At 35.7% G+C, this 24,709-nt stretch carries 21 protein-coding genes; 14 read left to right on the top strand and 7 right to left on the bottom strand.

The features are described 5' to 3' along the window. Positions 1-20 precede the first annotated feature (20 nt). Entirely contained in the window at positions 21-938 is a 918-nt protein-coding gene (rnz, locus tag GTH24_RS04240; protein WP_164525994.1) for a ribonuclease Z, read from the bottom strand. Positions 939-947: 9 nt separating this feature from the next. Then, the gene (rtcR, locus tag GTH24_RS04245; RefSeq protein WP_164525995.1) at positions 948-2,537 is read right to left on the bottom strand and encodes an RNA repair transcriptional activator RtcR; all 1,590 of its coding nucleotides are present in this window, start codon (positions 2,535-2,537) and stop codon (positions 948-950) included. A 551-nt stretch (positions 2,538-3,088) separates the two neighbouring features. Here rtcR and GTH24_RS04250 point away from each other — a divergent pair. Both GTH24_RS04250 and GTH24_RS04255 read left to right on the top strand, forming a co-directional pair. Further along, positions 3,089-4,228, top strand: coding sequence for a slipin family protein (locus tag GTH24_RS04250; RefSeq protein WP_115350600.1), 1,140 nt, complete (start codon positions 3,089-3,091; stop codon positions 4,226-4,228). Continuing rightward, the gene (locus GTH24_RS04255; RefSeq protein WP_072070707.1) at positions 4,225-5,448 is read left to right on the top strand and encodes an RtcB family protein; all 1,224 of its coding nucleotides are present in this window, start codon (positions 4,225-4,227) and stop codon (positions 5,446-5,448) included. The genes GTH24_RS04250 and GTH24_RS04255 overlap by 4 nt, the downstream gene beginning before the upstream one ends. A 436-nt stretch (positions 5,449-5,884) precedes the next feature. On the opposite strand, the gene mrpI is transcribed toward GTH24_RS04255, so the two are convergent. Next, entirely contained in the window at positions 5,885-6,445 is a 561-nt protein-coding gene (gene mrpI / locus GTH24_RS04260) for a phase variation DNA invertase MrpI (protein ID WP_072070706.1), read from the bottom strand. 675 nt (positions 6,446-7,120) lie between these two features. Here mrpI and mrpA point away from each other — a divergent pair. The 10 genes from mrpA to GTH24_RS04310 all read left to right on the top strand — a co-directional run bounded on the left by mrpA (position 7,121) and on the right by GTH24_RS04310 (position 16,846). Beyond that, the gene (mrpA, locus tag GTH24_RS04265; RefSeq protein WP_036932684.1) at positions 7,121-7,648 is read left to right on the top strand and encodes an MR/P fimbria major subunit MrpA; all 528 of its coding nucleotides are present in this window, start codon (positions 7,121-7,123) and stop codon (positions 7,646-7,648) included. A 95-nt stretch (positions 7,649-7,743) separates the two neighbouring features. Beyond that, a complete protein-coding gene (locus GTH24_RS04270; RefSeq protein ID WP_141650234.1) occupies positions 7,744-8,292 on the top strand; it encodes a fimbrial protein in 549 nt (182 codons plus the stop codon). 21 nt (positions 8,293-8,313) lie between these two features. Continuing rightward, on the top strand, positions 8,314-10,929 hold the full coding sequence (locus GTH24_RS04275; protein ID WP_164525996.1) for an outer membrane usher protein: 2,616 nt from the start codon (positions 8,314-8,316) through the stop codon (positions 10,927-10,929). Between the two features lie 54 nt (positions 10,930-10,983). Further along, positions 10,984-11,742, top strand: a complete 759-nt coding sequence (locus GTH24_RS04280; RefSeq protein ID WP_072070704.1) for a fimbria/pilus periplasmic chaperone — start codon at positions 10,984-10,986, stop codon at positions 11,740-11,742. A 13-nt stretch (positions 11,743-11,755) separates the two neighbouring features. Next, positions 11,756-12,301 (top strand): fimbrial protein, encoded by a 546-nt coding sequence (locus GTH24_RS04285; protein ID WP_082151841.1) that lies wholly within the window; start codon positions 11,756-11,758, stop codon positions 12,299-12,301. Between the two features lie 10 nt (positions 12,302-12,311). Continuing rightward, positions 12,312-12,797 (top strand): fimbrial protein, encoded by a 486-nt coding sequence (locus tag GTH24_RS04290; protein WP_072070703.1) that lies wholly within the window; start codon positions 12,312-12,314, stop codon positions 12,795-12,797. 10 nt (positions 12,798-12,807) lie between these two features. Continuing rightward, positions 12,808-13,356 carry a fimbrial protein gene (locus tag GTH24_RS04295; RefSeq protein ID WP_072070702.1) on the top strand — a complete coding sequence of 183 codons (549 nt, stop codon included), beginning with the start codon at positions 12,808-12,810 and terminating at the stop codon, positions 13,354-13,356. Between the two features lie 21 nt (positions 13,357-13,377). Further along, positions 13,378-14,205 carry an adhesin gene (locus GTH24_RS04300; protein ID WP_072070701.1) on the top strand — a complete coding sequence of 276 codons (828 nt, stop codon included), beginning with the start codon at positions 13,378-13,380 and terminating at the stop codon, positions 14,203-14,205. Between the two features lie 21 nt (positions 14,206-14,226). Continuing rightward, complete coding sequence (locus GTH24_RS04305; protein ID WP_072070700.1) at positions 14,227-14,547, top strand: helix-turn-helix domain-containing protein; 321 nt, start codon at positions 14,227-14,229, stop codon at positions 14,545-14,547. A 724-nt stretch (positions 14,548-15,271) separates the two neighbouring features. After that, positions 15,272-16,846, top strand: a complete 1,575-nt coding sequence (locus GTH24_RS04310) for an AbgT family transporter (RefSeq protein ID WP_164525997.1) — start codon at positions 15,272-15,274, stop codon at positions 16,844-16,846. A 53-nt stretch (positions 16,847-16,899) separates the two neighbouring features. On the opposite strand, the gene GTH24_RS04315 is transcribed toward GTH24_RS04310, so the two are convergent. Beyond that, positions 16,900-17,286: a DUF1992 domain-containing protein gene (locus GTH24_RS04315; RefSeq protein ID WP_072070698.1), complete on the bottom strand. Its 387-nt coding sequence runs from the start codon at positions 17,284-17,286 to the stop codon at positions 16,900-16,902. Between the two features lie 133 nt (positions 17,287-17,419). On the opposite strand from GTH24_RS04315, the gene GTH24_RS04320 reads away from it, so the two are divergent. Both GTH24_RS04320 and arnT read left to right on the top strand, forming a co-directional pair. Then, the gene (locus tag GTH24_RS04320) at positions 17,420-17,758 is read left to right on the top strand and encodes a carboxymuconolactone decarboxylase family protein (RefSeq protein ID WP_072070697.1); all 339 of its coding nucleotides are present in this window, start codon (positions 17,420-17,422) and stop codon (positions 17,756-17,758) included. Positions 17,759-18,119: 361 nt separating this feature from the next. Beyond that, complete coding sequence (arnT, locus tag GTH24_RS04325; RefSeq protein WP_072070696.1) at positions 18,120-19,766, top strand: lipid IV(A) 4-amino-4-deoxy-L-arabinosyltransferase; 1,647 nt, start codon at positions 18,120-18,122, stop codon at positions 19,764-19,766. Between the two features lie 484 nt (positions 19,767-20,250). On the opposite strand, the gene GTH24_RS04330 is transcribed toward arnT, so the two are convergent. The 3 genes from GTH24_RS04330 to GTH24_RS04340 are packed head-to-tail and all read right to left on the bottom strand — an operon-like array spanning position 20,251 to position 24,684. Then, positions 20,251-21,600, bottom strand: coding sequence for a TolC family outer membrane protein (locus GTH24_RS04330; RefSeq protein WP_241254024.1), 1,350 nt, complete (start codon positions 21,598-21,600; stop codon positions 20,251-20,253). A gap of 2 nt (positions 21,601-21,602) precedes the next feature. Beyond that, positions 21,603-22,928 carry an HlyD family type I secretion periplasmic adaptor subunit gene (locus GTH24_RS04335; RefSeq protein ID WP_164525998.1) on the bottom strand — a complete coding sequence of 442 codons (1,326 nt, stop codon included), beginning with the start codon at positions 22,926-22,928 and terminating at the stop codon, positions 21,603-21,605. Between the two features lie 16 nt (positions 22,929-22,944). Next, complete coding sequence (locus GTH24_RS04340; protein ID WP_072070693.1) at positions 22,945-24,684, bottom strand: type I secretion system permease/ATPase; 1,740 nt, start codon at positions 24,682-24,684, stop codon at positions 22,945-22,947. Positions 24,685-24,709 lie beyond the last annotated feature (25 nt).

Here is a 24,709-nt window from a genome sequence, read left to right on the forward strand (position 1 = left end):
GTTATTTTCTAGTAGTAGAACTATAACTTAAACACGGCAAAATCAGCCGCAATTTCAGTATGACTAAAAACGTGTTGGCATTCATTGAGTAATTCAACACAGTCTTCTGGTAAATAGCGACTACTAATATGGGTAATAATCAACTTTTTGACATTAGCGTCTTTTGCTAATGTTGTAGCTTGTACTGTTGTTGAATGCCCGCGACTATTTGCTTGTTCTGCCATTTCATGCTTAAACGTCGCTTCATGTACAATAACATCTGCGTTATTAGCAAGTTTTAATGCATCTGGTGTGGGTTGTGTATCACCGAAAATAGCAATACAGCGTCCTTTTATTTCAGGGCCGATATACTCTTGACCATCAATGACTCTTCCATCGGGCAATGTGATAGTTTTACCTTGTTTTAACTCTTGTAACCAAGGACCCGTCGGAATATTTTCAGCTTTTAGCTTCAGGGCATCGAGTTTACCAGGGCTATTTTCTTCTTCTAAGCGATAGCCAAAACAAGGTACTGGATGAGAAAGTGCTTCACAACTGACTTTCATTCCTTCTTCTTCAAACAAAAAACCAGCTGCGTCAATTTCAACAATATTAATCGGGTAAGTTAAATAGGAGTGACTTAATGTCAGCGATGTTTCTATAAAATCTTTGATGCCAGCAGGACCATATACTGTTAAGCCAGCTTCGGTTCCCCCCATTGAACGACTACAAAGTAGTCCAGGTAAACCAAAAATGTGGTCACCATGTAAATGGGTAATAAAAATTTTATTTAAACGTGGTAATTTCACGCGAGTATGTAGTATCTGATGCTGTGTGGCTTCACCACAATCAAACATCCACATACTTTTTTGTTTATTTTGTAAATCAAGCACCATACTTGTGACGTTCCGATCTTTAGACGGAACACCTGCATTAGTGCCTAAAAAAATGAGCTCCATAATGAAATATTATTCTCCATGTTGAATTTGTTCCCAGCTTAAGCCAAATTTCGCAAGGTATTTGCGTAGGCGATCGGCATCGTTGGGCTGTTTTTTATTTTGTCTTGATACTGCGAAAAGTTTTCTACCAGCTTCTGAGAGAGTTGATGATTGCTGACAAGTTTTGATAACCGTATTCAGTTGGCTGAGATCGAAAAGATCGATATCCGAATTTTTCAATAAAGAAGAGGTTATTCCCCAACTTTGTTTTAAACGGCTAATTTCTTCCTCAACAAGTGCTAGAGTGATGCGACCATTTTCAGCAAGTGTTGCCATTCGCGTTATACTAGCACTAAGCTCACGAAAATTACCACGCCATAATGCCTGCTCAGATGTGGCGAACCGAATATAGTGAGATTTTGCATCTGAATTAAAGCGGATCACTTTTTGATAGAGTGTTGCAAAGTGATGCAGCTCATAGTCAATATTGGGTTCAATATCCTCTTTGCGATCGGCTAATCCCGGTAATGAAAAAGACCACATATTAATCCTTGCATAGAGATCTTCGCGAAAAAGCCCCTTTGCAATTTGTTTATCCATATCTCGATGTGTACCTGCTATCAACTGAAAATCGCTTTGTACTTCAGTATCTGAGCCATACGGATAAAAAGATTTTTCTTCTATTGCTTTAAGTAGCATCGCTTGCTCATCAAGCCCTAATTCTGCAATTTCATCAAGAAATAAAATTCCTTTATCGGCTTCTCTTAATAATCCTTGCCTAGCTTGCAATGCACCTGTAAATGCGCCTTTTACATGTCCAAATAAAGTGGACATGGCGTTGTCACCGCGCAAAGTAGCGCAGTTAACTGCGATAAAACGCCCTTTTACAAAATGGCGTGATTGCCGTAATTCATAAATACGTTGAGCAAGAAATGATTTTCCTGCACCAGTGGGGCCAGTTAATAGAATAGGGTCAAAAGAGCGCAATGCGACTCGTTCAATCTGAGCAATTAAGGTATTGAAACGTTCATTTCGTGTGGCGATCCCTGATTTTAAAAAAGAGAGCGACTCATTATGGTAGTGTTCAAATCGGCTCGTTAATTTTGTATAACGGCTTAAATCAAGGTCAATAATGGCATAACTGCCCGTAGCTGACTGTATGGTTTTAGCACCATCTTTATTTTCTATTTTAGAAGTGGGTGAGGTTTGTAATAGTTTTGCAGGTAAGTAATGTGCTTCTGTCAGTAAAAACCAACAAATTTGAGCAATATGTGTTCCTGTTGTGATATGCACATAATATTCTTCATTTTCAGTATCAAATGGATAATTTACTGCAAAATCAAGAAAATGGCTGTAAACCTCTTCAAGATCCCATGGATCACAAATATCAATTTCATATGGCCACACCTCTGTATCAGGTGAGACAGTATGGATATCTTCTGTGATTTTAGATGCTAGCGTTGAGTCATTAGGCTGGTGGATCATCACTAATCGGCTAACAGGAAAATCCTTTTGATGACAAATGGAAATTGTTGGGCGCCATGAGTTCCACCTTTTATGGCTTTTACCTCTTTTATCTAATGTTGTGCCTAAAACACCAATCACTACTTTGCGTTTCATTAAGTTATCCCTACTTATTTTTTATCTATTTTTATAAATATATAGATAAAAAGATAGAGTTCTGTTGTTTTAATTTAATAGATAAATATCTAAAAATCGCATATAAAAATATTTTTATGAATAAAAACAATAAATTAAAAATATTTTTAGTGGTTTTTGAAAACTTGGCACGATATTGGCAATGTTATTACTGTCTTGAGCAGATTTTAAATCTGGTAGGCACATGAGGAACACTTTGTGGTGTTATCTAAATGTGTTCCTCCACATCGAGACTCTGTAGGTGAAGAGGGTTATTTTCAGGTTCGATTCCTGACACCAAAACCATTACAAATCCAAATGTAAAATTAACTATAAAAAATCGTTGTGACAGCTGTACCGTCACCTTACTTATCCACCAGCAACTGAGCTGGATTGATAGCAGAAGAAGAGACAAACAAAGTATCGTTCCTCTCTTGTTTTCCTTTCAGTTTCGCAAAGCTTGCCCGTGGAAAAGTAAGTCACGATAAATTGCACTATATAAAGAAGAATAAAAGAAGAAGGAACGAAAAATGATAAAAACAACAATCGTGGTAAAACAGGGACAGTTAGCACTTTTAAAGAAAAAAGATGAGTACATTGATGTGCTAACAGCAGGTGAACATAAGTTTTTTGATTTTGGGCATAAGCTCAGTGTAGATATTTTCCCTTTAAATGGTGGGGCATTAGAAAGCGAGAAAGCCGAATTTTTACGTCAATACTATCCTCAATGGGTGACTGAGTATGGTTTTGATATTGTGTTATCGGATGAGGAGATCGGTCTTTTATATGAAAACGGCTCTTTAAAAGAGATCTTAGCACCAGGAACGCGACGTTTATATTGGCGTTATTCCGACCGTTCTCTAGAAATAGTATCTATCGATGAACTTGAAGTATCTTCAATCTTGATGAAAAAACTCCAGCACCCTAAATTACGAAATCAAGTCATAAAGGGAAGTGAAGGGGTTCTTACTGTGGATATTCCTGCTTGGCATGCTGGTGTTATTCGGATCAATGGGGAAACACAAGCATTGTTGCCTCCGGGATTAAAAGGATATTGGCGTTATCAGCATAAAGTAGATGTTGAAGTAGTCGATATGCGTCTACAAACACTGGATGTTAGTGGGCAGGAGATCCTAACGAAAGACAAGGTGACGCTGCGTATTAATTTATCGGCTAACTGGCGTTATAGCGATGTACTTTTAGCATATCAACAACTGGCTTCACCATTAGAGTTCTTATATAAAGAGTTACAGTTTGCGTTACGTGAAGCCGTAGGAACAAGAACATTAGATGAATTATTAGAAAATAAAAGCCTGATAGATAGTTTAGTCAGTGAAAAAATCAGTGAAGTGACCGAAGGATATGGTATTGAAGTGGCTTCATTAGGGGTAAAAGACATTGTTTTACCCGGTGAAATGAAAACGATTTTAGCGCAAGTCGTTGAGGCAGAAAAATCAGCTCAGGCTAATGTTATTCGCCGAAGAGAAGAGACATCCGCAACGCGTTCTTTATTAAATACGGCAAAAGTGATGGAAAACAATCCAGTAGCCTTACGATTAAAAGAGCTAGAAACCGTAGAACGTATTGCAGAACGTATTGATAAGATTTCCGTTTACGGTGGTTTAGACCAAGTATTAAACGGGTTAGTACAAATTAAAGGAGCACAGGCATGATATTGGATCATCAAATAGTAAAAGAAGCAGGGACTGCTGAAATCAAAATGTGGACAAATGGTGTGCCAGTTGAGGCCGATGCTCTAAAGCAACTTATCAATACGGCTAAGATGCCTTTTATCTTTAAACATATGGCGGTTATGCCTGATGTTCACTTAGGCAAAGGTTCAACAATAGGTAGTGTTATCCCAACCAAAGGTGCGATTATTCCAGCGGCTGTTGGTGTGGATATCGGTTGTGGAATGATTGCAGTGAAAACATCATTACATGCAAATGATCTACCCGATAATTTATTTGCGATAAGAACAGCAATAGAACAAGCCGTTCCTCATGGAAGAACGAGTTATCAATCAGGGAATGATCGTGGTTCATGGAAGAACCCACCTAAACTTGTTGATCAACATTGGCAACAACTTGAAGGGCGTTTTAAGGTTTTAACTGATAAGTACCCACGTTTACGAAATACTAATAATTATCGTCATCTTGGAACATTAGGAACAGGGAACCACTTTATTGAGTTGTGTCTTGATGAATCAGATAACGTCTGGGTAATGTTGCATAGTGGATCTCGAGGTGTGGGTAATGCTATCGGTACGTTATTTATACAAATGGCGCAAGAAGATATGAGAGAACATATTGCTAATTTGCCGGATAAAAACTTAGCGTACCTAAAGGAAGGAACGCTTTTCTATGATGACTATATAGAAGCGGTCGAATGGGCCCAGGATTTTGCACGACATAACCGAGAAGTCATGATGGAACGTGTGTTGGCCGCATTATCAACGCACATCACTAAACCTTTTACGACACAGCAACAAGCTGTGAATTGTCACCATAACTATGTACAAAAGGAAATGCATTTTGGTGAGGAAGTACTGGTAACACGAAAAGGAGCTGTTTCAGCACAACGTGGTGAAATGGGGATCATCCCTGGTTCGATGGGGGCTAAGAGTTTTATTGTAAGAGGAAAAGGAAATGCTGAAAGTTTCTGTTCATGTAGCCATGGTGCAGGGCGTGTAATGAGTCGAACGGCAGCTAAAAAAGCCTTTAGTGTTGAAGATCAGATCCGAGCTACAGCACATGTGGAGTGTCGAAAAGATAAAGATGTCATTGACGAAATTCCAATGGCTTATAAGGATATTGATGCGGTTATGAAGGCACAATCATCTTTGGTTGAAGTTGTTCATACGCTAAGACAGGTGGTGTGTGTAAAAGGTTAATCGTACTTTTTTTAAGATAATTCATAACTATCCCCAAACGGTAACGTAGGGGATAGTGAGATATGACAGCGTGTGCATGTAATGCAAATGAATAAAAATTTTAAGAACAGAAATTTTCTTTAAATAAGATCCTTATTTTCTGATTAAAAATCAAACAAAGAATGTTTAATATTTTTTATAAATAAAGATTGATATTAAACTTACAGCCTCCTAATAAAGATAATCAAAAAAAGAACATCAATATTAAATTATTCTTTTACTAGAAAACGATTATTAATAAATTATTAATACCAGTAATCGTGATTATTTATTTAATATAAAACTATTCCTAATTTTCTTAATTAGATTGAAATTAACTTTATTCTTATTGAAAAAGTATAGCCTACTCTATTTAGTGTATTAATTCTCAGTAAGTATATTAATTAAAAACTAAATGTTAATTCCTTATATCCCAAATGTGAAAAAAACGTTTTGAATTGCTTGCTGTATAGATAACGGTATGTGAAATGTTTCGATGCCCCAAGTAGTCCTGAATTAAACGCGTATCTCTACCTAAATCTGCAAGCGCATAGCCACATGCATGGCGTAACATATGGGGATGAGGGCTTATAGATACATTAGCTTCTTTACCTAAACGGCGAAGTAATCCATATACTTGCTGACGAGAGATTGGACCTGTTTTTTGGGATAAAAAGACCCATTCTGAGTCCGCTTCTCTCCATGTTTCCCTTTTTTTCAACCAGTTAACTAAGGCATCATATTCCTCTTCTATAATTGGTTGTGTTGTTGATAAACCTCCTTTCAAGCGCCTGACGTAGAGTATCCTACTTTCCAAATCGATATCGCTTAAGGTTAGTCTGCATAGTTCACTAACACGAAATCCATGTAAAAAACACATTAAAAACATACAGTAATCTCTTTCTGGGTACCGTCCTTCTTTTGTTTGCTTCAAAATAGAGTTGATCTCAAAACGTGTAAGAAACTTACGTTGCTTCATTTTCATAACCTTTTCAATGAGATAACAAGGAACAAAAGTCAATTGATACATAACTATAACAAGTAATATGCATCAATAAAGAGTTGTATTTTTTTTATGCTGTACTTTTACTTGTTAATTTTAAACAAGTTTATTGAAAGTTTATTTAATTTTAGAAAATGAAAGTGATTGATTGACAAAGTGAAAAGTGAGTATAGATAGGAATTCGGTCATCTTTAGAGAAATAAACAGAATACACCAAATTGTTTACTATTATTCTCTGGCTTCTCACTTAAGTCAAATTTAATATTAATCACATATCATCGATTATTTAACATATTGATATTTATCATTATTTCAAAAAGCAATTATGATTAGTTACTTTGTTTAAAATCTAGAAATAAATTTTTTTACTTTTTTCACAAATTATAGTAATTACACTTAGAATTATAAACTCTTTTTCCGCTATTTAAAGCCGTATTATCTAAATGCGTTTGATTTCGAGATGATAATTTTTAACAAAACAATTTGGTGTATTTTGTTTTGTTTCTAACGAAATTTAATTTCGTTTTGGACGGGCACAAGTATACCAAAATTACAAAACTCAATAATGAGTCATTCAATTAGGAATAATTCAATCCTAATGAATTTATTATTTTTAATGTCTTCGTCCTTTATATTTTAGGAAACAAAAAGATGAAATTAAATAAATTAGCGTTAGTACTTGGCTTAGGTTTATCTGTTGCTGCGGGTTCTGCATTTGCTGCTGATCAAGGTCACGGTACTGTTAAATTTGTTGGTTCAATTATTGATGCTCCTTGCTCAATTACTCCTGATACAGAAAATCAAACTGTTCCATTAGGTCAAATTTCTACTGCTGCATTAAAAGATGGTGGTCGTAGTAATTCTCGTGATTTCAAAATCTCTTTAGAAAATTGTACAACTGAAACTTATAAAACAGTTCAAACAACTTTCACTGGTTCAGAAGATGCAGACATTTTAGCAGGTTCTTTAGGTATTGAAGGTATCGCTAAAAATGCTGCTGTTGTTATCACTGATGCAGGTGGCAAACAAATCAAATTAGGTACACCAAGTGCAGCTCAAAACTTACGTGATGGTAATAATGATCTGAACTTTGCTGCTTACCTACAAGGTTCTTCTGCAGAAGCCGCTGTTCCTGGTGACTTCACTGCAATTGCAACTTTCGCACTGACTTATCAGTAAGAAAAAATAAGTTCTGTACATGGATGTACAGGGCTTTATTTCCTGTGTCTATTTTTAACGATTTTTTTCTTACGGAGAAAAATATGAATCGCAAGATGACACCACTATGGCTATGCCTTATTGGCAGTTTACTGACAACATCGGTAATAGCAAGTGATGTAAAACAAGATAAAAACATGCATCAGCGATTTGGGGTACTTAATCTTTCAGGATCGATTTTAGAACCATCTTGCACGATTGCAGCAGGAAGTGGCGAACAAGTTATTCCACTGACAACGGTTTCTATTCCAATGTTAGTGACTGAAGGGCAAGGACCTATTGAGTATTTTTCTATCAGATTAACGGAATGTACGCTAATTGAACAAAAAGGTCAGGAAGCGGACAACCCTCGTTTTATTGCAACGTTTGAAGGACCTTCTAACGAAAATGGTAATTTTGCACTTTCTGGTGAAGCAAGGGGTGCATCATTAGCGATAGCTGATCGTTATGGTAGACAAGCTATTCCAGGGCAACCATTGCCCCCTGTTGGTATTGATTCGAAATCAATGGCGCTACTTTATCAAGCGCGAATAGTCAAAAATAACGAAATACCCAAAGCAGGGAATTACCGTACAACGCTGCGATTTAAGCTGGAATACTATTAAATGGATCGGGTTGGATAATTTATGGCGAGATCATTCAAAACCGTTGGTTTAGGGACGGAAAAAAAGAAAAAACAACATACTATTCGGCCTGTTGCTGTACTGATCTATTTAATTCTTACTGGAGCTTCCAGTATTTCAAGTTCAGCTTTAGCAAATAGTGATATTGAATTTAATGCCGATATTCTGGATCTAAAAGATAAACAAAATATCGACTTATCAGATTTCTCTCGTGCGGGCTATATTATGCCCGGCCGATATGAGTTTGTTGTTCGTGTTAACAATAATGAACTCCCTGAACTTTATAACATTAATTATGTAGTGCCTGCCAATGATCCTAAAGGTAGTGAACCTTGCTTGCCTCCAGAGTTGATCCATCAAATAGGCCTTAAACCTGAATGGGCTGAAAAAGTTAAATATCAAGATAATGGAAGTTGTCTTGATATGTCTTCCATTCCCGGCATGACAATAAATGCAAGTCTGGGAAGTGGTAATCTTATTCTGACTATTCCTCAAGCTTATCTAGAATATTCAGCACCAAACTGGGATCCACCTTCTCGTTGGGATCACGGTATTTCAGGTGTGCTTTTTGACTATAACGTTAATGCTAACGTGACAGATCCTGCTAAAGGAAAACAACGTCAACAAGTTACAGGTTTAGGAACCGTGGGAGCAAACTTAGGTGTTTGGCGCTTCCGTGCTGATTGGCAAGCAAGTTATCAGCATACAACGGGTCTTCCTGATAGCACTGAAAATAGTTGGAAATGGAACCAGCTTTATCTTTATAGAGCAATCACCCAATTAGGGGCTCGCCTTGTGATGGGGGAGACTTATTCACGCTCTGACATTTTCGATAACTTCCGTTTTACTGGGATTAACTTGTCTACGGATGACAATATGCTACCGCCTAACTTAAGGGGATATGCCCCTGAAGTAACGGGTGTGGCAAAAACGAATGCGAAAGTGACGATTAGCCAACAAGGTCGTGTGATCTATGAAACTCAGGTTGCTCCTGGGCCGTTTCGTATTCAAGACATTAATGATGCAGTGAGTGGCAAATTAGATGTACGTGTTGAAGAACAAGATGGATCTGTTCAAGAATTCCAAATGGATACTGCAAGTATTCCTTATTTAACACGTCCGGGCCGAGTGCAATATAAATTATCTGCGGGTAAACCGTCAGATATGAACCGTAATACAGAAGGCCCTGTTTTTGGTATGGGTGAATTCTCATGGGGTATTAGTAACGGTTGGTCACTTTATGGTGGTTCATTAGTCTCGGGCGATTATAACTCAGTTTCTGCTGGTATTGGTCGTGACTTAATGGCACTGGGTGCTATCTCTTTTGATGCAACACATTCTTGGGCCAAAATTCCAAGTGATAACAAGCGCTATCACGGTGGTTCTTATCGCTTAAGTTACTCAAAACGTTTTGAAGAAATAAATAGCCAAGTGACATTCGCAGGTTATCGATTCTCCGAACGTGATTTTATGAGTATGAACCAATATTTAGATCGTCGTTATCGTGGTGGTGAAGAAGATAACAATAAAGAGCTTTATACCATTATGTTTAGTAAGCAGTTCCCTGAATGGGGATTGAGTGCCTACTTAAACTATAGTCATCAGACTTATTGGAATAAGCCTAATAATGATAACTATAACTTGTCATTAGCCAAAACGATGGATGTTGGTAGCTTTAAAAATATCAACCTCAGTCTATCGGCGTTTCGCAATAAATTTAATGGCACCAATGATAATGGCGTTTATATGAATGTCAGCATGCCTTGGAGCGATCGTGCGACCATTAGCTACAACACCGTGATTAACAAACACGGTAATTCACATAATGTCAGTTATTACGATCGTATTGATGACAATAGTAGCTATCGTGTTGGTGCTGGTTTAAGCAGTAGCGGTAAACCATCTGCAGATGCCTATCTTATGCATTACGCTGATGCGGCATTAATCACTGCCAGTGCGAGCCATATTAATGATGAATACACATCAGCCACATTATCACTGCAAGGTGGGGCAACATTGACACCAAAAGGTGGGGCATTACACCGTACAAGTCGTACAGGTAGTACCCGTTTACTTATTGATACAGATGGTATTTCTGATGTACCAGTGAAAAGTATCGGTGCTATTACTCGTACCAATGCTTTTGGTAAAGCCATACTGCCTGATATCAATGATTATTACCGTAGTAGTGCCAGTATCGACCTTGATCAGATGCCAGATAACACTGAAGCATTACGTTCAATTCAACAACTCACCCTAACAGAAGGCGCAATAGGCTACCGTCACTTTGATGTGGTGTCGGGACAAAAAGCCATGGCTGTTATTCGTTTACAAGACGGAACTTATCCACCATTTGGTGCCAGTGTCACAACCGATAAAGGCCGAGAGCTCGGTATTGTCAATGATGGTGGGAATGTCTACCTGACAGGTATTAATAGTGGCGATGTGTTGAGTGTGCGTTGGAATGGACAAGAGCAGTGCAAAATTCAGATCCCGACATTAGTTGAAGGCATGTTTATATCTTCATTATTACTAACTTGTGGTGATGGTAATACCGCACCGACAACAATCAATCAAAGAACCGAACCCTTACCTAAACCTCAATTGATCACAAAATAAGGTTAGGCAAAAGGGAAAGATAAAAATAATTTCAGACAAAAAGAGTAATTTAAAATGATGTTATTAAAGCGCTTATTTGTTGTAACAACCACTTTATTGACTGGAATGATGTTTACTAGTCAAGCCATTGCCGCGATTGCTTTAGATAGAACGCGCGTCATTTTTAATGGCGCGGATAAATCAATTAGTTTAAATGTCAGTAATCAAAATAAAGAGTTGCCTTATTTAGCACAAGGTTGGATGGAAAATGAGAATGGCGAGCGTATTGATTCTCCATTACTGGTTTTACCACCGATCCAACGTATTGAACCTGGCGATAAAAGCCAAGTAAAAGTGCAGTCATTACCGGATATTGCTAAGTTGCCACAAGATAGAGAAAGTGTTTTCTATTTTAACTTGCGTGAAATTCCACCTCGTAGTGATAAACCCAACGTATTGCAAATTGCATTACAAACCCGAATTAAGTTGTTTTATCGCCCAGCGGCTATTTATGCCACTCAAACAGATCTGACTAATCCTTGGCAAGAAAAAATCATCTTAACGAAAAAAGGTGATCGTTACGAAGTGAATAATCCAACACCTTACTATGTAACATTAGTTGATGGATTGACAGGATTACAAGGAAAAAGCCTTGATGGTTTTCAGCCATTAATGATTGCACCTAAAAGCACAGGCACGATAAACCTAAATGCTTCTGCATTTGGCGCATCACCAGTATTAAGTTACATCAATGATTACGGTGGACGTCCACAGATGAAATTTAGCTGTAATGGCAATGAATGCAAAGTGACAGAAACATCAGCAGGATACTAAATAGGTCTATTTTATGAAAATGGAACAGCGGTTTAGCCCAAGCAAAGCAGTGTTGATTTTTATTCTGGCAACATTTACTGGAGGCCTAAGTTTTACTGCTGTTGCGAATTTACCCGCTAGAGCGGTGAAAGATGTTATTCCGGGAATTGTTTATATCAATATCACTGGAAATGTTATTGCCCCACCGCCTTGCTTGATCAATGACGGCAAAATGATTGAGGTGAATTTTGGCGAGGTGATGAGTACGCGTATTGACGGCGCAAATTATAAACAGCCAGTTCGCTATACCGCCACGTGCCAAAAGATGCCGACAAATGCGATGAAGGTTTATATCACTGGTAGCGCAACTGGATTCGATTCAAATGCACTACAAACAGATATTACAGGATTAGGAGTACGTATTTTATATCAAGGCCAATTATTAGATTTAGGCAAAGCCATTAATTTTACCTACCCTAATTTGCCTGATTTAGAAGCTATTCCTGTTCGTGATCAGAGTGCCACATTAAGCGGTGGTGATTTTGTCGCCAGTGGTACGTTGCATGTGGATTATCAGTAGGGGTCAGAAAATGAATAAATTAAAATACATATGCCTGATTGCATTACTGAATTCTTACGCTGTCATGAGTGCAGATACACCGAATATGAAATTATTTGGCACTTTATTAGTTCCACCTCCTTGTGTAATCAGCAATAACCAACTGATTGATGTTTATTTTGGACATAACGTAGGTATTCATAAAGTAGATGGTATTAATTACACCGAATCAGTGAATTATCAATTGGTCTGCGATCCGAATTTAAAAGGATGGGATTTAGGCCTTTCTATTATTGGTCCTAAAACACAGTTTGATGAAGCTGCGCTACAAACCAATATTCCTGATTTAGGTATTCATCTCACACAAGATGGTCAGCCTTTTAAACTAAACGAACGCATTGCGATATCACCGGATAATCCACCAGTGATCCAAGCTGTGCCGGTTAAAAGACCGGGTAGCACGCTACCTGAAGGTGCATTTGAAGTTTCAGCAACACTTCTTGCTGAATACCAATAGGAGCGCATTGATGAAAATGAAAAGATTATCGATCCCGTTCGTTTTGGGCTTAATCACGTTTATGGGATTAACATCAACGGCGTTTTCTGCACCAGACAATATGTATTTTCACGGCATATTAGTTGATGAACCTTGCACCATAAAACCTGGTGATGAAACCGTTGAATTAGATTTTGGTAATATTCCTGATAAGAATCTTTATGCATATCAAAGAACACCAAGCAAATTATTTCAAATTCGCTTATCTGAATGTGATCTCACGATTGGTAAAAGCGTCAAAATTACATTTAAAGGTGATGAAAACCAAGCCATGGCAGGGCAAGGCTTTTTAGCGATTAGCTCAAGTAGTCAAGCGGCAGGAATTGCAGTTGGATTGGAGTCTGAAAATGGAAATGCCTTACCTGTTAATAAAGAGACAGACAAACTTTCATTAAATGCTGATGACACTATTTTAAATTTTTATGCCTTTATTCAAGGGGAGCCGGATGCGATTGCCAATCAATCCATTAAGCGCGGTCCATTTAGTGCAATAGCCACATTCCATTTGAATTATGACTAATTATTAGGGTTGAGGTTTTATATGTCCATATTAAAGCGACTTCCGGCTTTATGTATTGCAATAGGTTTGCTGTTTTCAGCGCCTGCGATGGCATCTATTTTTTCTTATATTACACATTCCGAAGGTGAGCCTGCTCACGCCACTTATACCTATGTTATCCAACGCTGGGACCCTGAAGATCCCTATACTCCCAACCCTTGTTATGGTTGGAGTAAATGCTGGATAACAATTAACCATAAGCATGATGCTAATGGTTCTCCAGGTTCGGCAGTAAGAAGTATTGTTCGCGTTGAAAAAGAACGTTATTTAGCTGGTGTTCGTGATGCTGTTATGAGGGTTGAGAGTTTTCCAATACAAGGAACAGCAAGACACGATGGTGATCCTTTGACCTCAAACCAAGAGTGTGTCGGTCTATTTTATGAATCTAAGGAAGGCGGCTGGTCTCCTAATGGACGTTTATTACCGGGATCATTATGTGGTATTGCACCGCCACCCGTTGGTGCCTGCAAAATAACAGAAGGAGCTGTAAACCTTAATTATGGCGATATTGACGAATTCAGTTTAGAAAATGCAGCACGCGCTCAAAATATTAATGTGACTTGCAACTTAGCAATGAAGGTTCTGGTTATTGCATCAGGCTCAGACAGTGGTCGAGTTCCATTACGACCTGATAATAGCCTTTATGCTGATTTATTTCTTGATGGTTATCCTGGTGAAAGAGGCTCTGTAATTGATGTTCCTAAAAACGGAACCATACCTGTAGAGGTTAAATCAATTTTACATACCAACGGTCGCGTTGCACCAGGCTATTTCTCTGGTTCAGGTTCAATTATTTTAACGATGCCTTAATCATGATAATGGGTGAATATTATGATGAATTACGATTTTACAGATATTGATGTTAATGCGTTAGTTGGAAAGCGAATTCAGAAAAAGCGTAAAGAATTAGGTTATACCGGTATGCAAATTGCTGAAAAAATTGGTGTAAGCCAACAGCAATTCTCTCGATATGAGCGCGGGATGAACAAGATAGATTTAAGCTATCTTGTTTTATTAGCTAGCTATCTAAATACACCTATTTATTGGTTTTTTGAAGATTGTTTTATACCAAAATCCTCATCAGAAAATCTACGTGTTGATAAACGTAGCTGTATCATTGCTGAAGCGACACCCGATGTCTTTTTATACTAATACATACGACTAAATAATATCCAAAATTTGGTGTTTTAGTGTGTATGTATTTCTTTGATTGATTACCTAATTGGTAAGGCAAGGGAAACCTTGCCCTTTTTTTATATAAAAAATATTAAATTGAGAGATTAACTTGAGCAGTTATTAAAGAAGGCAAGTATTACTTACTTTCTTATCTTTAAAAGATCAGTAATATTATTTTTAAATATCAACTTCACAATTTTAATCGCTCCTTCCTTAGATTATCGATTCTTCATTCTACTTATAGTTATACGTACAATATCTACTGTAAAATTACCTATTTATGTTACAAATAAACTAAGCTTTTAACCTATTTTGACCGTTTATTCGACATTGTTTTCTCTTTTATAGTAATTACAACCGTTACTATCAGGTTTATCAGAGTGTTTAATCGATTCTGACTATTAATTAAAGATATTTTTAGTCATAAAAGGTTAATAAATAATCACAATAATGTTAAAAAATGTTACCTTATGCACATTTTTTAATTTTAGATATTATAAATTAATTTTAATGCAAGTGATTTATAATTGTATAACTTATTTTTATTCAATTGTTTATTAAGATAAAAAATACATTATTTAATAATTTTATCATGATGTTTATCTTAAATAAGACGGTTATAAATAGGATTAACAGATAGTCATAATAAAAAGGGTTGTGTACTGTGCATTTTCTGTTTTTTTTATAAAAAGGATAAATGATGCAAACAAAAAAACAGGGAGGCAGTCGCTTTCTACGCACAGTGGAGTGGTTAGGAAATGCGCTACCCCATCCCGTTATTTTATTTATTATTTTAATTGCTATTTTACTTGTCTCTTCGGCGGTTGGTGAATATTTTGGTGTTACAGTACAAGATCCCCGACCAGAAGGCGCAAAGGGACGCGCAGAAGATGGCTATATTCATATAATTAGCTTGTTAGATGCCGATGGCATTCGCCGTATATTGGCCAATATTGTCACAAACTTTACGGGGTTTGCCCCTTTAGGTACGGTGCTGGTGGCATTATTAGGTGTCGGTATTGCTGAACGTGCGGGCTTATTATCTGCAGTGATGCGTTTAGTGGTAATGAAAGCACCACGTAAAATGACTACTTTAGCTATTGTGTTCGCAGGTATAATGTCGAACACCGCTGCTGAATTAGGGTACGTAGTGTTGATACCGTTATCAGCAATTATCTTCCATTCATTGGGACGACACCCTCTAGCGGGTCTTGCGGCTGCATTTGCGGGGGTTTCTGGTGGTTACTCTGCTAACTTGCTCTTAGGTACGATAGATCCATTGCTATCGGGCATTACACAGCAAGCGGCACGTATTATTGATCCAACTTATATAGTGGGTGCTGAAGCGAACTGGTACTTTATGTTTGTCAGTACATTCCTGATCACTTTCTTAGGTTACTTCATCACAGAAAAAATCGTTGAACCACAATTGGGTCCATATAACGGTAATGAGCTTGATGAAGAAGAAAATGATTTAAGGAATGCAGCTGAAGTTACGCCGCTAGAAAAGAAAGCATTATGGGCAGCAACAGGTACATTTATTGCTATGGGCGTGATTTTAGCGCTAACAGTTGTTCCTGAAAATGGCATATTGAGAAACCAAGAAACAGGGCTAATTGGTAATTCTCCTTTCTTAAAATCTATTGTCGTCTTTATTTTCTTATTCTTTGCAATTCCGGGTATTGTTTACGGTTGGGTTGCGAAGACAATGCGAATAGATAAAGATATTGTTGATGCCATGGCGAATTCGATGAGTACGCTTGGACTTTATTTAGTCATTATTTTCTTTGCTGCTCAGTTTGTTGCTTTCTTTGGTTGGACAAATATTGGTCAGGTTATTGCTGTTAAAGGTGCTGCATTACTTAACAGTATTGATATGCCAAGTGGTTTGTTATTTTTAGGATTTATTTTAATCTGTGCCTTTATTAATTTAATGATAGGTTCTGCATCGGCACAATGGGCGGTAACTGCACCTATCTTTGTACCAATGCTAATGCTTGCAGGTTACGCACCAGAAACAATCCAAGCAGCATATCGAATCGGAGATTCTGTCACTAATATCATTACCCCTATGATGAGTTATTTTGGTTTGATATTAGCGGTTGCTACAAAATACAAGAAAGACACAGGTATTGGCACTATGATTTCTATGATGTTGCCATATTCTATTATTTTCTTAATTGGCTGGTCACTCTTATTCTACTTATGGGTATTTGTATTCCATTTACCAGTAGGGCCTGGCTCACCAATCTATTACACACCAACAGCAGGTTAATTCTCTGCTATAACAGAAGCTTATACAGAGATGTATAAGCTTCTCTCTTTTTCTTATTTATCCATTTCTTCTTTATGATTTGTCAATTTATCAGCTAATTGATTGGCATAGTCTGCATGTAAAAACTGAGTATCTAAACCTGCTTGTTGTAATTTTAATTCAAGCAATACTAAACGCTTTTGTAGTGATTCATGCTCTTCTCCTGTTTCATTTAGCGTACATAGGATTTCGGCTAAAGATAATGCTTCTTTTCTATCTTGCATTTCAGGAGGTAAGAAACCTGCATTTTTTAATAAATGATAGCTTGCTCTAAGTGATTTAGGTACATGACTATTATCATCGAGGAGCAACGGTTTACCTTCACCTTTTAGTGATGATAGCTCACCTTTTTGTAGTGCTTGTTCAATGTGGCGCTCAGCCCATTCATCAATAATTGACATTGTAAACCTCGTTATTTTGAGATTATTTTAAGCAGAAAAGATCACGCATACTCAATTTATCTTGATCAAATTATATGATTTGATATTATATTTTTATATTATATAAAAATGTATATTAACTAAGGGATATCTAATGAGTAAGTACAAAGAAATAGTAACAGACATTGCAAATAACATGGGAGCATTGTCTCAAAATATTCCAGAAGTGATGAAAGCTTTTATGAGCACCACAAAAGCTGGTGGTAAAGAAGGGGCATTAGATGCAAAAACAAAAGAATTGATCGCTATTGCAATTGCTGTTGCTAATCGTTGTGATGGGTGCATTGGGTTCCATACTAAAACTTTAGTTGAACTCGGTACAACAGAACAAGAACTAGCAGAAACATTGGGCGTTGCTATTTATATGGGTGGCGGCCCTTCAGTTATGTACGCTGCCAACACTATGGGTGCTTTTAAAGAATTTAGTAAATAAGATTTTTATCATAATATAACTAAAATAAAATAGTCATAAGGCCAGAATAAGTTCATTCTGGCTTTTTTATTTCTTATAGATTATTTATTATTTGTTTAAGTTACAGCCGTAAAGTAAAAATATCTATTATTAAAAACGGATTAATAATAAATTAAAATATTATTATTTAAAGTAATCAATTCTATCAATTTACATATGTGTGATTCGATAAAAAATAGATATTTCAATTAGTTAGCGCCTCTCGATCTAGCGTGTACTAGTTAATTATAAATTAATAAATAATAATTGAATTTTTTATAAGATAACCATTCTAACTAATTAGTTATTTGTAAGGTGATTTTTCTATTTTAATGAGGAATGTATGAGCGTCAATTTTGTAGAAAGATATAAATGGTTTCTACTTTTTATTTTTATATTATTAACTTATTTCATTCCTTTAGAAACGCGGCTATTGTGGCAACCAGATGAAATCCGTTATGCCGAAATTAGCAGAGAAATGCTGACATCGGGTAATTGGTCAGTGCCTTATTTACTCGATATTCGCTATTTTGAAAAACCGGTTTTGGGGTATTGGCTAAACAGTATTGCACAATGGTTATTTGGGGGCGGTCATTTCTCCGTTCGCATTGTTGTTGTCACCTCAACGCTATTAACTGGCCTATTTGTCTATCGAGCTGCTTTGTTAGTTTGGCATAATCAAGCTCTGGCTTTTAATGCATTAGTGGTATTTTTATCCTCTTTTCTTGTGTTGTCTATTGGCACTTATAATATCCTTGATCCTATAGTGACCATGTTTATTACTGTGGCAATGTATTATTTTTTAAGTGGATTATTGGTAACAGATAAAAAATCAAAAATTTATGCTTCTTTTTTAGTTGGTATTTTTTGTGGCTTAGGTTTTTTAACTAAAGGATTTATTGCTGTTGTTCTGCCCACATTAGTCTTTATAGTTACAGCAATTAGCTTATCTCGTTTGAAGGAAGTCCTTTGTTATGCGCCAATAGCATTTATCGCTATGTTTATTATTGCGGGTCCATGGGTAATTTCAGTTGCACTTCAAGCTCCAGATTATTGGCATTACTTTTTTTGGATCGAACATGTGCAACGTTTTATCGCAAAAGGATCAGCAAGATCACAACCTATATGGTTTTACTTACCTATTATTATTCTGGGTATTTTGCCTTGGTTAGGATTTCTATTTGGTACGCTTAAATCTGCGCTTTTTTTGAAAAAAGGCACTCTCTATTTTTCATTTTGGCTATTTCTTTTCTTTGCATTTTTTTCAGCCTCTAGTGGCAAGTTATTAACTTATATGTTGCCTTGTTTTGTTCCGTTATCAATTTTGATTGCGAGTTACATGGAAGAATTGAAAAATAATCCAAATGAGAAAATTTATACTATCAACGCAATAATAAATACAGCCTTTGGGATAACCGGTGTTTCTATTATTGTTTATTCTCTTTATTCATCTCGATTTAGACTATATGAAGTAGATGAACAATATAAAGCAATGCTGGCGATAGGGGGATTTTTTATATGGAGTATGATGGGAATTGCTTCATTCTTTAAACCCACACGTTTGTTAACTTTATTTTGTTCTGTTGGATTAAGTCTTACTATTGGATATGCGATCCCACATAAAATTGAAAGTAAAAATACTCCTGAAAAAGCAATTAATCATTATTATAGTGAGCTAGCAAATAAGCCTTATATTTTAGCTGATGAAGTTGGTATTGGTACGTCACTAGCATGGGGATTGAAACGTACAGATATTCGTTTAACTGAGACGAGAGGAGAGCTTGCTTATGGCTTAGCATATCCTGATGTGCAAAATAAATATTATGATCTTAAGCAACTAGTTAACTTAATTGAAAAGAATAACTATCAAGGTGTTGCTATTGTTTTGATCAGACCTGAGCGCAAAGACATATTATCCGTTATAAGCCAATTAAAGATAAAACCTATTGTAGAAAAGCAGGGTGATCTAACATTTGTTTTCTTTAATTAACTGATTTTAAAGTCTATTTATATATTATAAATGAGGTCGAAAATGTCATTCAAGCTTGGGTATGGCTTAGATTTGATTTTTTGTGTTATTTTTATGTGATCTAAGTTAAAAAATAGATTTTGTTGAGAAATTTATTTTGCTCTTTTCCCTTTTAATGATAGGTTTAAAAAGTGTCCATTAAATCGGAGTTAGCTAAGCAATATATGACAAGTCACTTTACTTTATCAGAACCCCCGCCCAAACAAAATGTACTTATGAATGGGGGTAATTTATGCTGATTTTTCTAGTTGAATGTTTTATCGGTCTAGCATCAATTGCTCTTACTCACCGTGTATTAACGTTGTACGGTACTAAAAAGAAGTGATGATACCCGCTAGCTAAAGTAAGTAATCAAAAATTACTTAAATCAAAAGCCCTAGATCGATATGCGATCTAGGGCTTTTACATTTGTATTAGTATTTCTTATTGAAAATATTTAATTACGTTATTGAAAATAGTCTTCAATTAATTTTATTTTCTCAATATCTAATGTATTAGTATATTGATGTAATAATGTCCAAGCTTGAATATAATCATATTTAGCTTTAATTAAATCTTGTTGAGCACGATACAATAATTCTTCAGCATTAAGAACATCCACCATGGTTCGTTGCCCACCAATATAACTTTTTTGGGTTGCTTCTAATTGTAACTTAGCAGAGGAAACAGACTGTTCATATGCATTTAGTTTTATATTACTGGTCGTGCAAATTTGATATTGATAACGTAACTCTTGTGTAATTTGTTGAATAATAGCATCTCTTTCAAAAGCACTCATCTGATACATCGCAGTAGATTGACGCATTGATGCTGTCGTTTTTCCACCATTAAATAATGGTAAGCTGACATAAAAACCAATATTAGCAGATTGATATTTCTGATTTACCGTATTATTACTATCGGAATCACTATTAGAATAAGAAGCATAGAGTTGTACTGTTGGAAAAAATTCACCTCTATTTTTTTCTACTTCTTGTTTCGCTATTGCCATTTCATAGCGTGCAGTTTGAATATTGAGGTTATTTTGCATTACTTCCATTTCCCATGCTTCATAATTATTGGGAGTAATAGGCTGTAATATAAATTTTTGACTATTTAATTTTGCAATATGCTCATCATAAGGAAGTGGATTACCAATCATTGAACTTAATTTATTTCTAGCATTATCTAATTCAAGCTGGATGTCCGTATATTGAGATTGAGTTAAATATAATCGAGTTTGGATCTCTGAAATATCTGTTTTTGTTCCTTCACCTAACTCAAATAAGCGTTGGCTAGAAGTAAGTTGTTTTTTATAAATCTCTTGCTGAGAAAGATTTAATAATAATTTATCTTGGGCATAAGCTAATTCAATATAATGATCAACCAATCTAATCACTAGTTCAGAGAATTTCACTTGATAACGACTATCTGATAGTAACGTTTGTATAACTGATGATTTGTAGTCACTAAAAGCAGTGTAATCAAATAGAGGTTGGCTAATAATCGCACTGACAGAGTGGCTTTGGTAATTTTGATATTCTGTTCTTTGTATTTCTCCTTGGCTAGTATTAATCGGATAAACTTTACGTTGCCAATTTCGCGGATTATTTTGGTAATTGACATGAACACTAGGAAGTAACTGGGATAATCCAATATTTTCATACTCTTTGCCTGCAACCTGTTCTTTTATTGCAGCATTAAAAGTCGGATCATTTTTTACAGCCAAAAAATAGAGATCAGATAATGTGATAGCAAAAGTATGAAAACTGAACATCCATATCAATATAATAATAGAAAGTTTTTTTATTAGCATAATTATTCTTCCGTTAAAGAAGTATGAACTCTATCTAATACAGGCTTAAAGAGATAATTGAGTAATGAACGATCACCTGTATTAATAAACACATCAACGGGCATACCAGCCTTTAATATATTTTTATTATCAGTAAGAAGTGCATTATCTTTTACATTAATAAATACTTGATAATAGGGTTCTGTTGTTCTGTCATCAATAAGTCTGTCTGCTGAAATTAAAGTAACTTCACCCGGAATTTTAGGTGTCGTATTTTGATTAAAAGCACTGAACATTAAATCAACAGGAAGGCCGGGAGTTACTTTATCAATTAAATGAGGAGCTAAACGAGCCTCAATAATTAATTGATGATCCTGAGGAACAACTTCCATTAATGTTTGCCCTGTTCTAACAACACCACCTTGTGTAAAAACAGACAAATCCATTACTGTTCCCGAAATAGGGGCAGTAATTTGCATTTTAGCCAGTTTATCCATTTCAATAATAAGTTGCTTTTCAGTTTCACTTATCTGTAATTGAATTTGATTAAGTTCAGTACGTGCTGACTGATAAAAGTTAGCATTACGTTGTAATATTTTCTGTTCATACTCTAGTTTTTGTTTTTCTAAAGTACTTATTTGCCCTAAGGTATCATTAAGATGATTGTTATTTTCAGCGAGTTCACGCTCAACCTCTTGATAACGATGACGAGGAATATAGCCTTCAGTAGCAAGAGTGCGTAAATCTTTTATTTGATTTTGTAAACTATTAATTTGATTTTGTTTGTTTAGTATTGATCTTTTTAGATGAATTAAACGATTAGAAATACCATCAATAATGGCATTATAGCCATTTATTTCACTATGCAATTCAATATATTTTTCATTAAGTAATCTATTTTGTAGTTGCAATAATTTATTTAGGCTCTTTGATGATGAATAGTATTTTTCGGTAGAGTCTAAAATAAACTCTGTTTTTTCATTGAGTTGAGCATAAAGACGTTGTTGAGTAATAAGTAAATTATCATATTGATCTGATAGGGATTTTACTAAGGCTTTTGATTGTATGGGACTTAATTGAATAAGTGTTTGGCCTTCAGTCACACTATCTCCATTCTTCACTAAAATATCAGTGATAATGCCTTCTACGGATGCTTGAACACTTTTTTTATTGCCTGAAATGGAAACATTACCTGTGGTGGAGACCCCTTTATCTAAAGGTGCAAATGCAGCCCAAAAAATAAAGACTGCCAAGCCTAAAAGAATAACAGACCATCCTATTATTAAGAATTTTTTAGGATCATCGGAAATATTTTTAACTATATTGATTTCATTTTTCTCTGTGATCATTATTATTTTCTCAATATCAAGAATTACTTTGAGTAATAGGTGTATTTGATGGTGTTGGGGTGTTCTTTATTATTGATGAGTTATTTAATTCAGCAATAACGGCGGTTGTAGAGCCAAATAATTTAGTGTGACCATCGAAAAGAACTAAAAGCTTATTCGTTACTGAGAGCAATTGTTTTTGATGTGTGATTAATATAACGGTCTTTTTATTTTGTTTGAGTGTTTGAATTGCCTGTATTAACGCTTTAATACCCAAATCATCTAAATTAGAATTTGGCTCATCTAAAACAACCAGTGTAGGGTTACCATACAATGCGCGTGCTAACGCAATTCGTTGTCGTTGTCCCCCTGATAATCCTTCTCCATGCGCACCAATAACGGTTTCATACCCATCAGGAAAACGTAAAATCATTTCATGAACATTTGCCATCATTGCAGCTTGAGTCACTTTTTGAGGATCTATTTCGGAAAAACGAGCAATATTTTCGGCAATTGTCCCAGGGAAAAGGGCGATTTCTTGGGGAAGGTATCCAATATATTGGCCAACTTCGCTTTTATTCCATTGATATATATCTGCATTATCAAGGCGAATTGAACCTGTTTTAACCTCCCATATGCCAACAATAAATTTAGCTAAAGAGGATTTACCTGAAGCACTAGGGCCAATAATACCAAGTACATCACCTGGGTTGAGTGAAAAATGAATATTATTTAATAGTATACGTTCAGTTTGAGGGTATTGAGCCTGATTAATATTAACCGTTAATTCACCTTTAGGGGCAGGTAGTGCCATTTTTTTGTTTTCTTCAGGATAAGTTTTTAATAATGTGGTTAACCTTTTATAGGCTTCTTTACTACTATCCCAGTTTTTCCATACACCTATAACTTGTTCAATGGGTGCTAAAGCACGACCTAATAATATTGATCCTGCAATCATCATTCCTGGGCTAATTGTATTGTCTATTGCAAGCCAGCCACCTAACCCTAGCATTAAGGATTGCAATGCCATGCGAGTGACTTTCGTTATTGCATTAACTCCTGCGGCATTATCACTTGCTTGAGTTTGTGCTTGTAGATATTTAAAGTGGGTAATTTGCCATTGTGTTCGCAAATAATTTAACATGCCCATTGCTTCAATGGGTTGTGGATGTTCGAAATGATGGCCTTGTATGACTTGTGCTTGATTAGCAAATTCATTAGCTTTTTTTAATGATGTTCTAGACAAATATTCATTAAGAATAGCTAATGAAAATAAAATGAGAGCACCACATAATGCAAATATTCCTAACCAAGGATTAAATAAAGCAATGACAAGAAGGTAAATAGGAAACCAAGGTAAATCAAAAAAGGCAAAAATAGCATGACTTGTAATAAATTGACGAATTGTCACTAAATCATTAAAAGCTAAAGAAGAATTAATACCCGATATTTTATTTAATCTAGCTTGATATGCAGCGGTATAAATGCGGGAATTAAGTGATAAATCAAGCTTATTGCTCATCCTAATTACAATGATACTTCTTAAATATTCTAGTCCACCCATAAAAATAAAGAGAGCTAACATAATAAGAGTTAGCATCAATAATGTCATTTCATTACCAGAAGGTAATACACGATCATAAACTTGCAACATATAGATTGAAGGAACTAGCATTAAAATATTTATTAGTGCTGTAAATATTCCAATGGAAAGAAATACTTTTTTTCTCTCTTTTATAATATTGGTTATCTCATTGTTGTGTTTGCTTTCTGGCATAATGTTATTCCTGATTTTATTCTTA

The organism is Proteus vulgaris (assembly GCF_011045815.1).
Lineage (GTDB): Bacteria > Pseudomonadota > Gammaproteobacteria > Enterobacterales > Enterobacteriaceae > Proteus > Proteus vulgaris_B.

Coding starts and splice junctions, on each gene's coding strand:
- rnz (WP_164525994.1), bottom strand. CDS start 938: ATGGAGCTCATTTTTTTAGGCACTAATGCAGGTGTTCCGTCTAAAGAT.
- rtcR (WP_164525995.1), bottom strand. CDS start 2,537: ATGAAACGCAAAGTAGTGATTGGTGTTTTAGGCACAACATTAGATAAA.
- GTH24_RS04255 (WP_072070707.1), top strand. CDS start 4,225: ATGATATTGGATCATCAAATAGTAAAAGAAGCAGGGACTGCTGAAATC.
- mrpI (WP_072070706.1), bottom strand. CDS start 6,445: ATGAAGCAACGTAAGTTTCTTACACGTTTTGAGATCAACTCTATTTTG.
- mrpA (WP_036932684.1), top strand. CDS start 7,121: ATGAAATTAAATAAATTAGCGTTAGTACTTGGCTTAGGTTTATCTGTT.
- GTH24_RS04270 (WP_141650234.1), top strand. CDS start 7,744: ATGACACCACTATGGCTATGCCTTATTGGCAGTTTACTGACAACATCG.
- GTH24_RS04275 (WP_164525996.1), top strand. CDS start 8,314: ATGGCGAGATCATTCAAAACCGTTGGTTTAGGGACGGAAAAAAAGAAA.
- GTH24_RS04280 (WP_072070704.1), top strand. CDS start 10,984: ATGATGTTATTAAAGCGCTTATTTGTTGTAACAACCACTTTATTGACT.
- GTH24_RS04285 (WP_082151841.1), top strand. CDS start 11,756: ATGAAAATGGAACAGCGGTTTAGCCCAAGCAAAGCAGTGTTGATTTTT.
- GTH24_RS04290 (WP_072070703.1), top strand. CDS start 12,312: ATGAATAAATTAAAATACATATGCCTGATTGCATTACTGAATTCTTAC.
- GTH24_RS04295 (WP_072070702.1), top strand. CDS start 12,808: ATGAAAATGAAAAGATTATCGATCCCGTTCGTTTTGGGCTTAATCACG.
- GTH24_RS04300 (WP_072070701.1), top strand. CDS start 13,378: ATGTCCATATTAAAGCGACTTCCGGCTTTATGTATTGCAATAGGTTTG.
- GTH24_RS04305 (WP_072070700.1), top strand. CDS start 14,227: ATGATGAATTACGATTTTACAGATATTGATGTTAATGCGTTAGTTGGA.
- GTH24_RS04310 (WP_164525997.1), top strand. CDS start 15,272: ATGCAAACAAAAAAACAGGGAGGCAGTCGCTTTCTACGCACAGTGGAG.
- GTH24_RS04315 (WP_072070698.1), bottom strand. CDS start 17,286: ATGTCAATTATTGATGAATGGGCTGAGCGCCACATTGAACAAGCACTA.
- GTH24_RS04320 (WP_072070697.1), top strand. CDS start 17,420: ATGAGTAAGTACAAAGAAATAGTAACAGACATTGCAAATAACATGGGA.
- arnT (WP_072070696.1), top strand. CDS start 18,120: ATGAGCGTCAATTTTGTAGAAAGATATAAATGGTTTCTACTTTTTATT.
- GTH24_RS04330 (WP_241254024.1), bottom strand. CDS start 21,600: ATGCTAATAAAAAAACTTTCTATTATTATATTGATATGGATGTTCAGT.
- GTH24_RS04335 (WP_164525998.1), bottom strand. CDS start 22,928: ATGATCACAGAGAAAAATGAAATCAATATAGTTAAAAATATTTCCGAT.
- GTH24_RS04340 (WP_072070693.1), bottom strand. CDS start 24,684: ATGCCAGAAAGCAAACACAACAATGAGATAACCAATATTATAAAAGAG.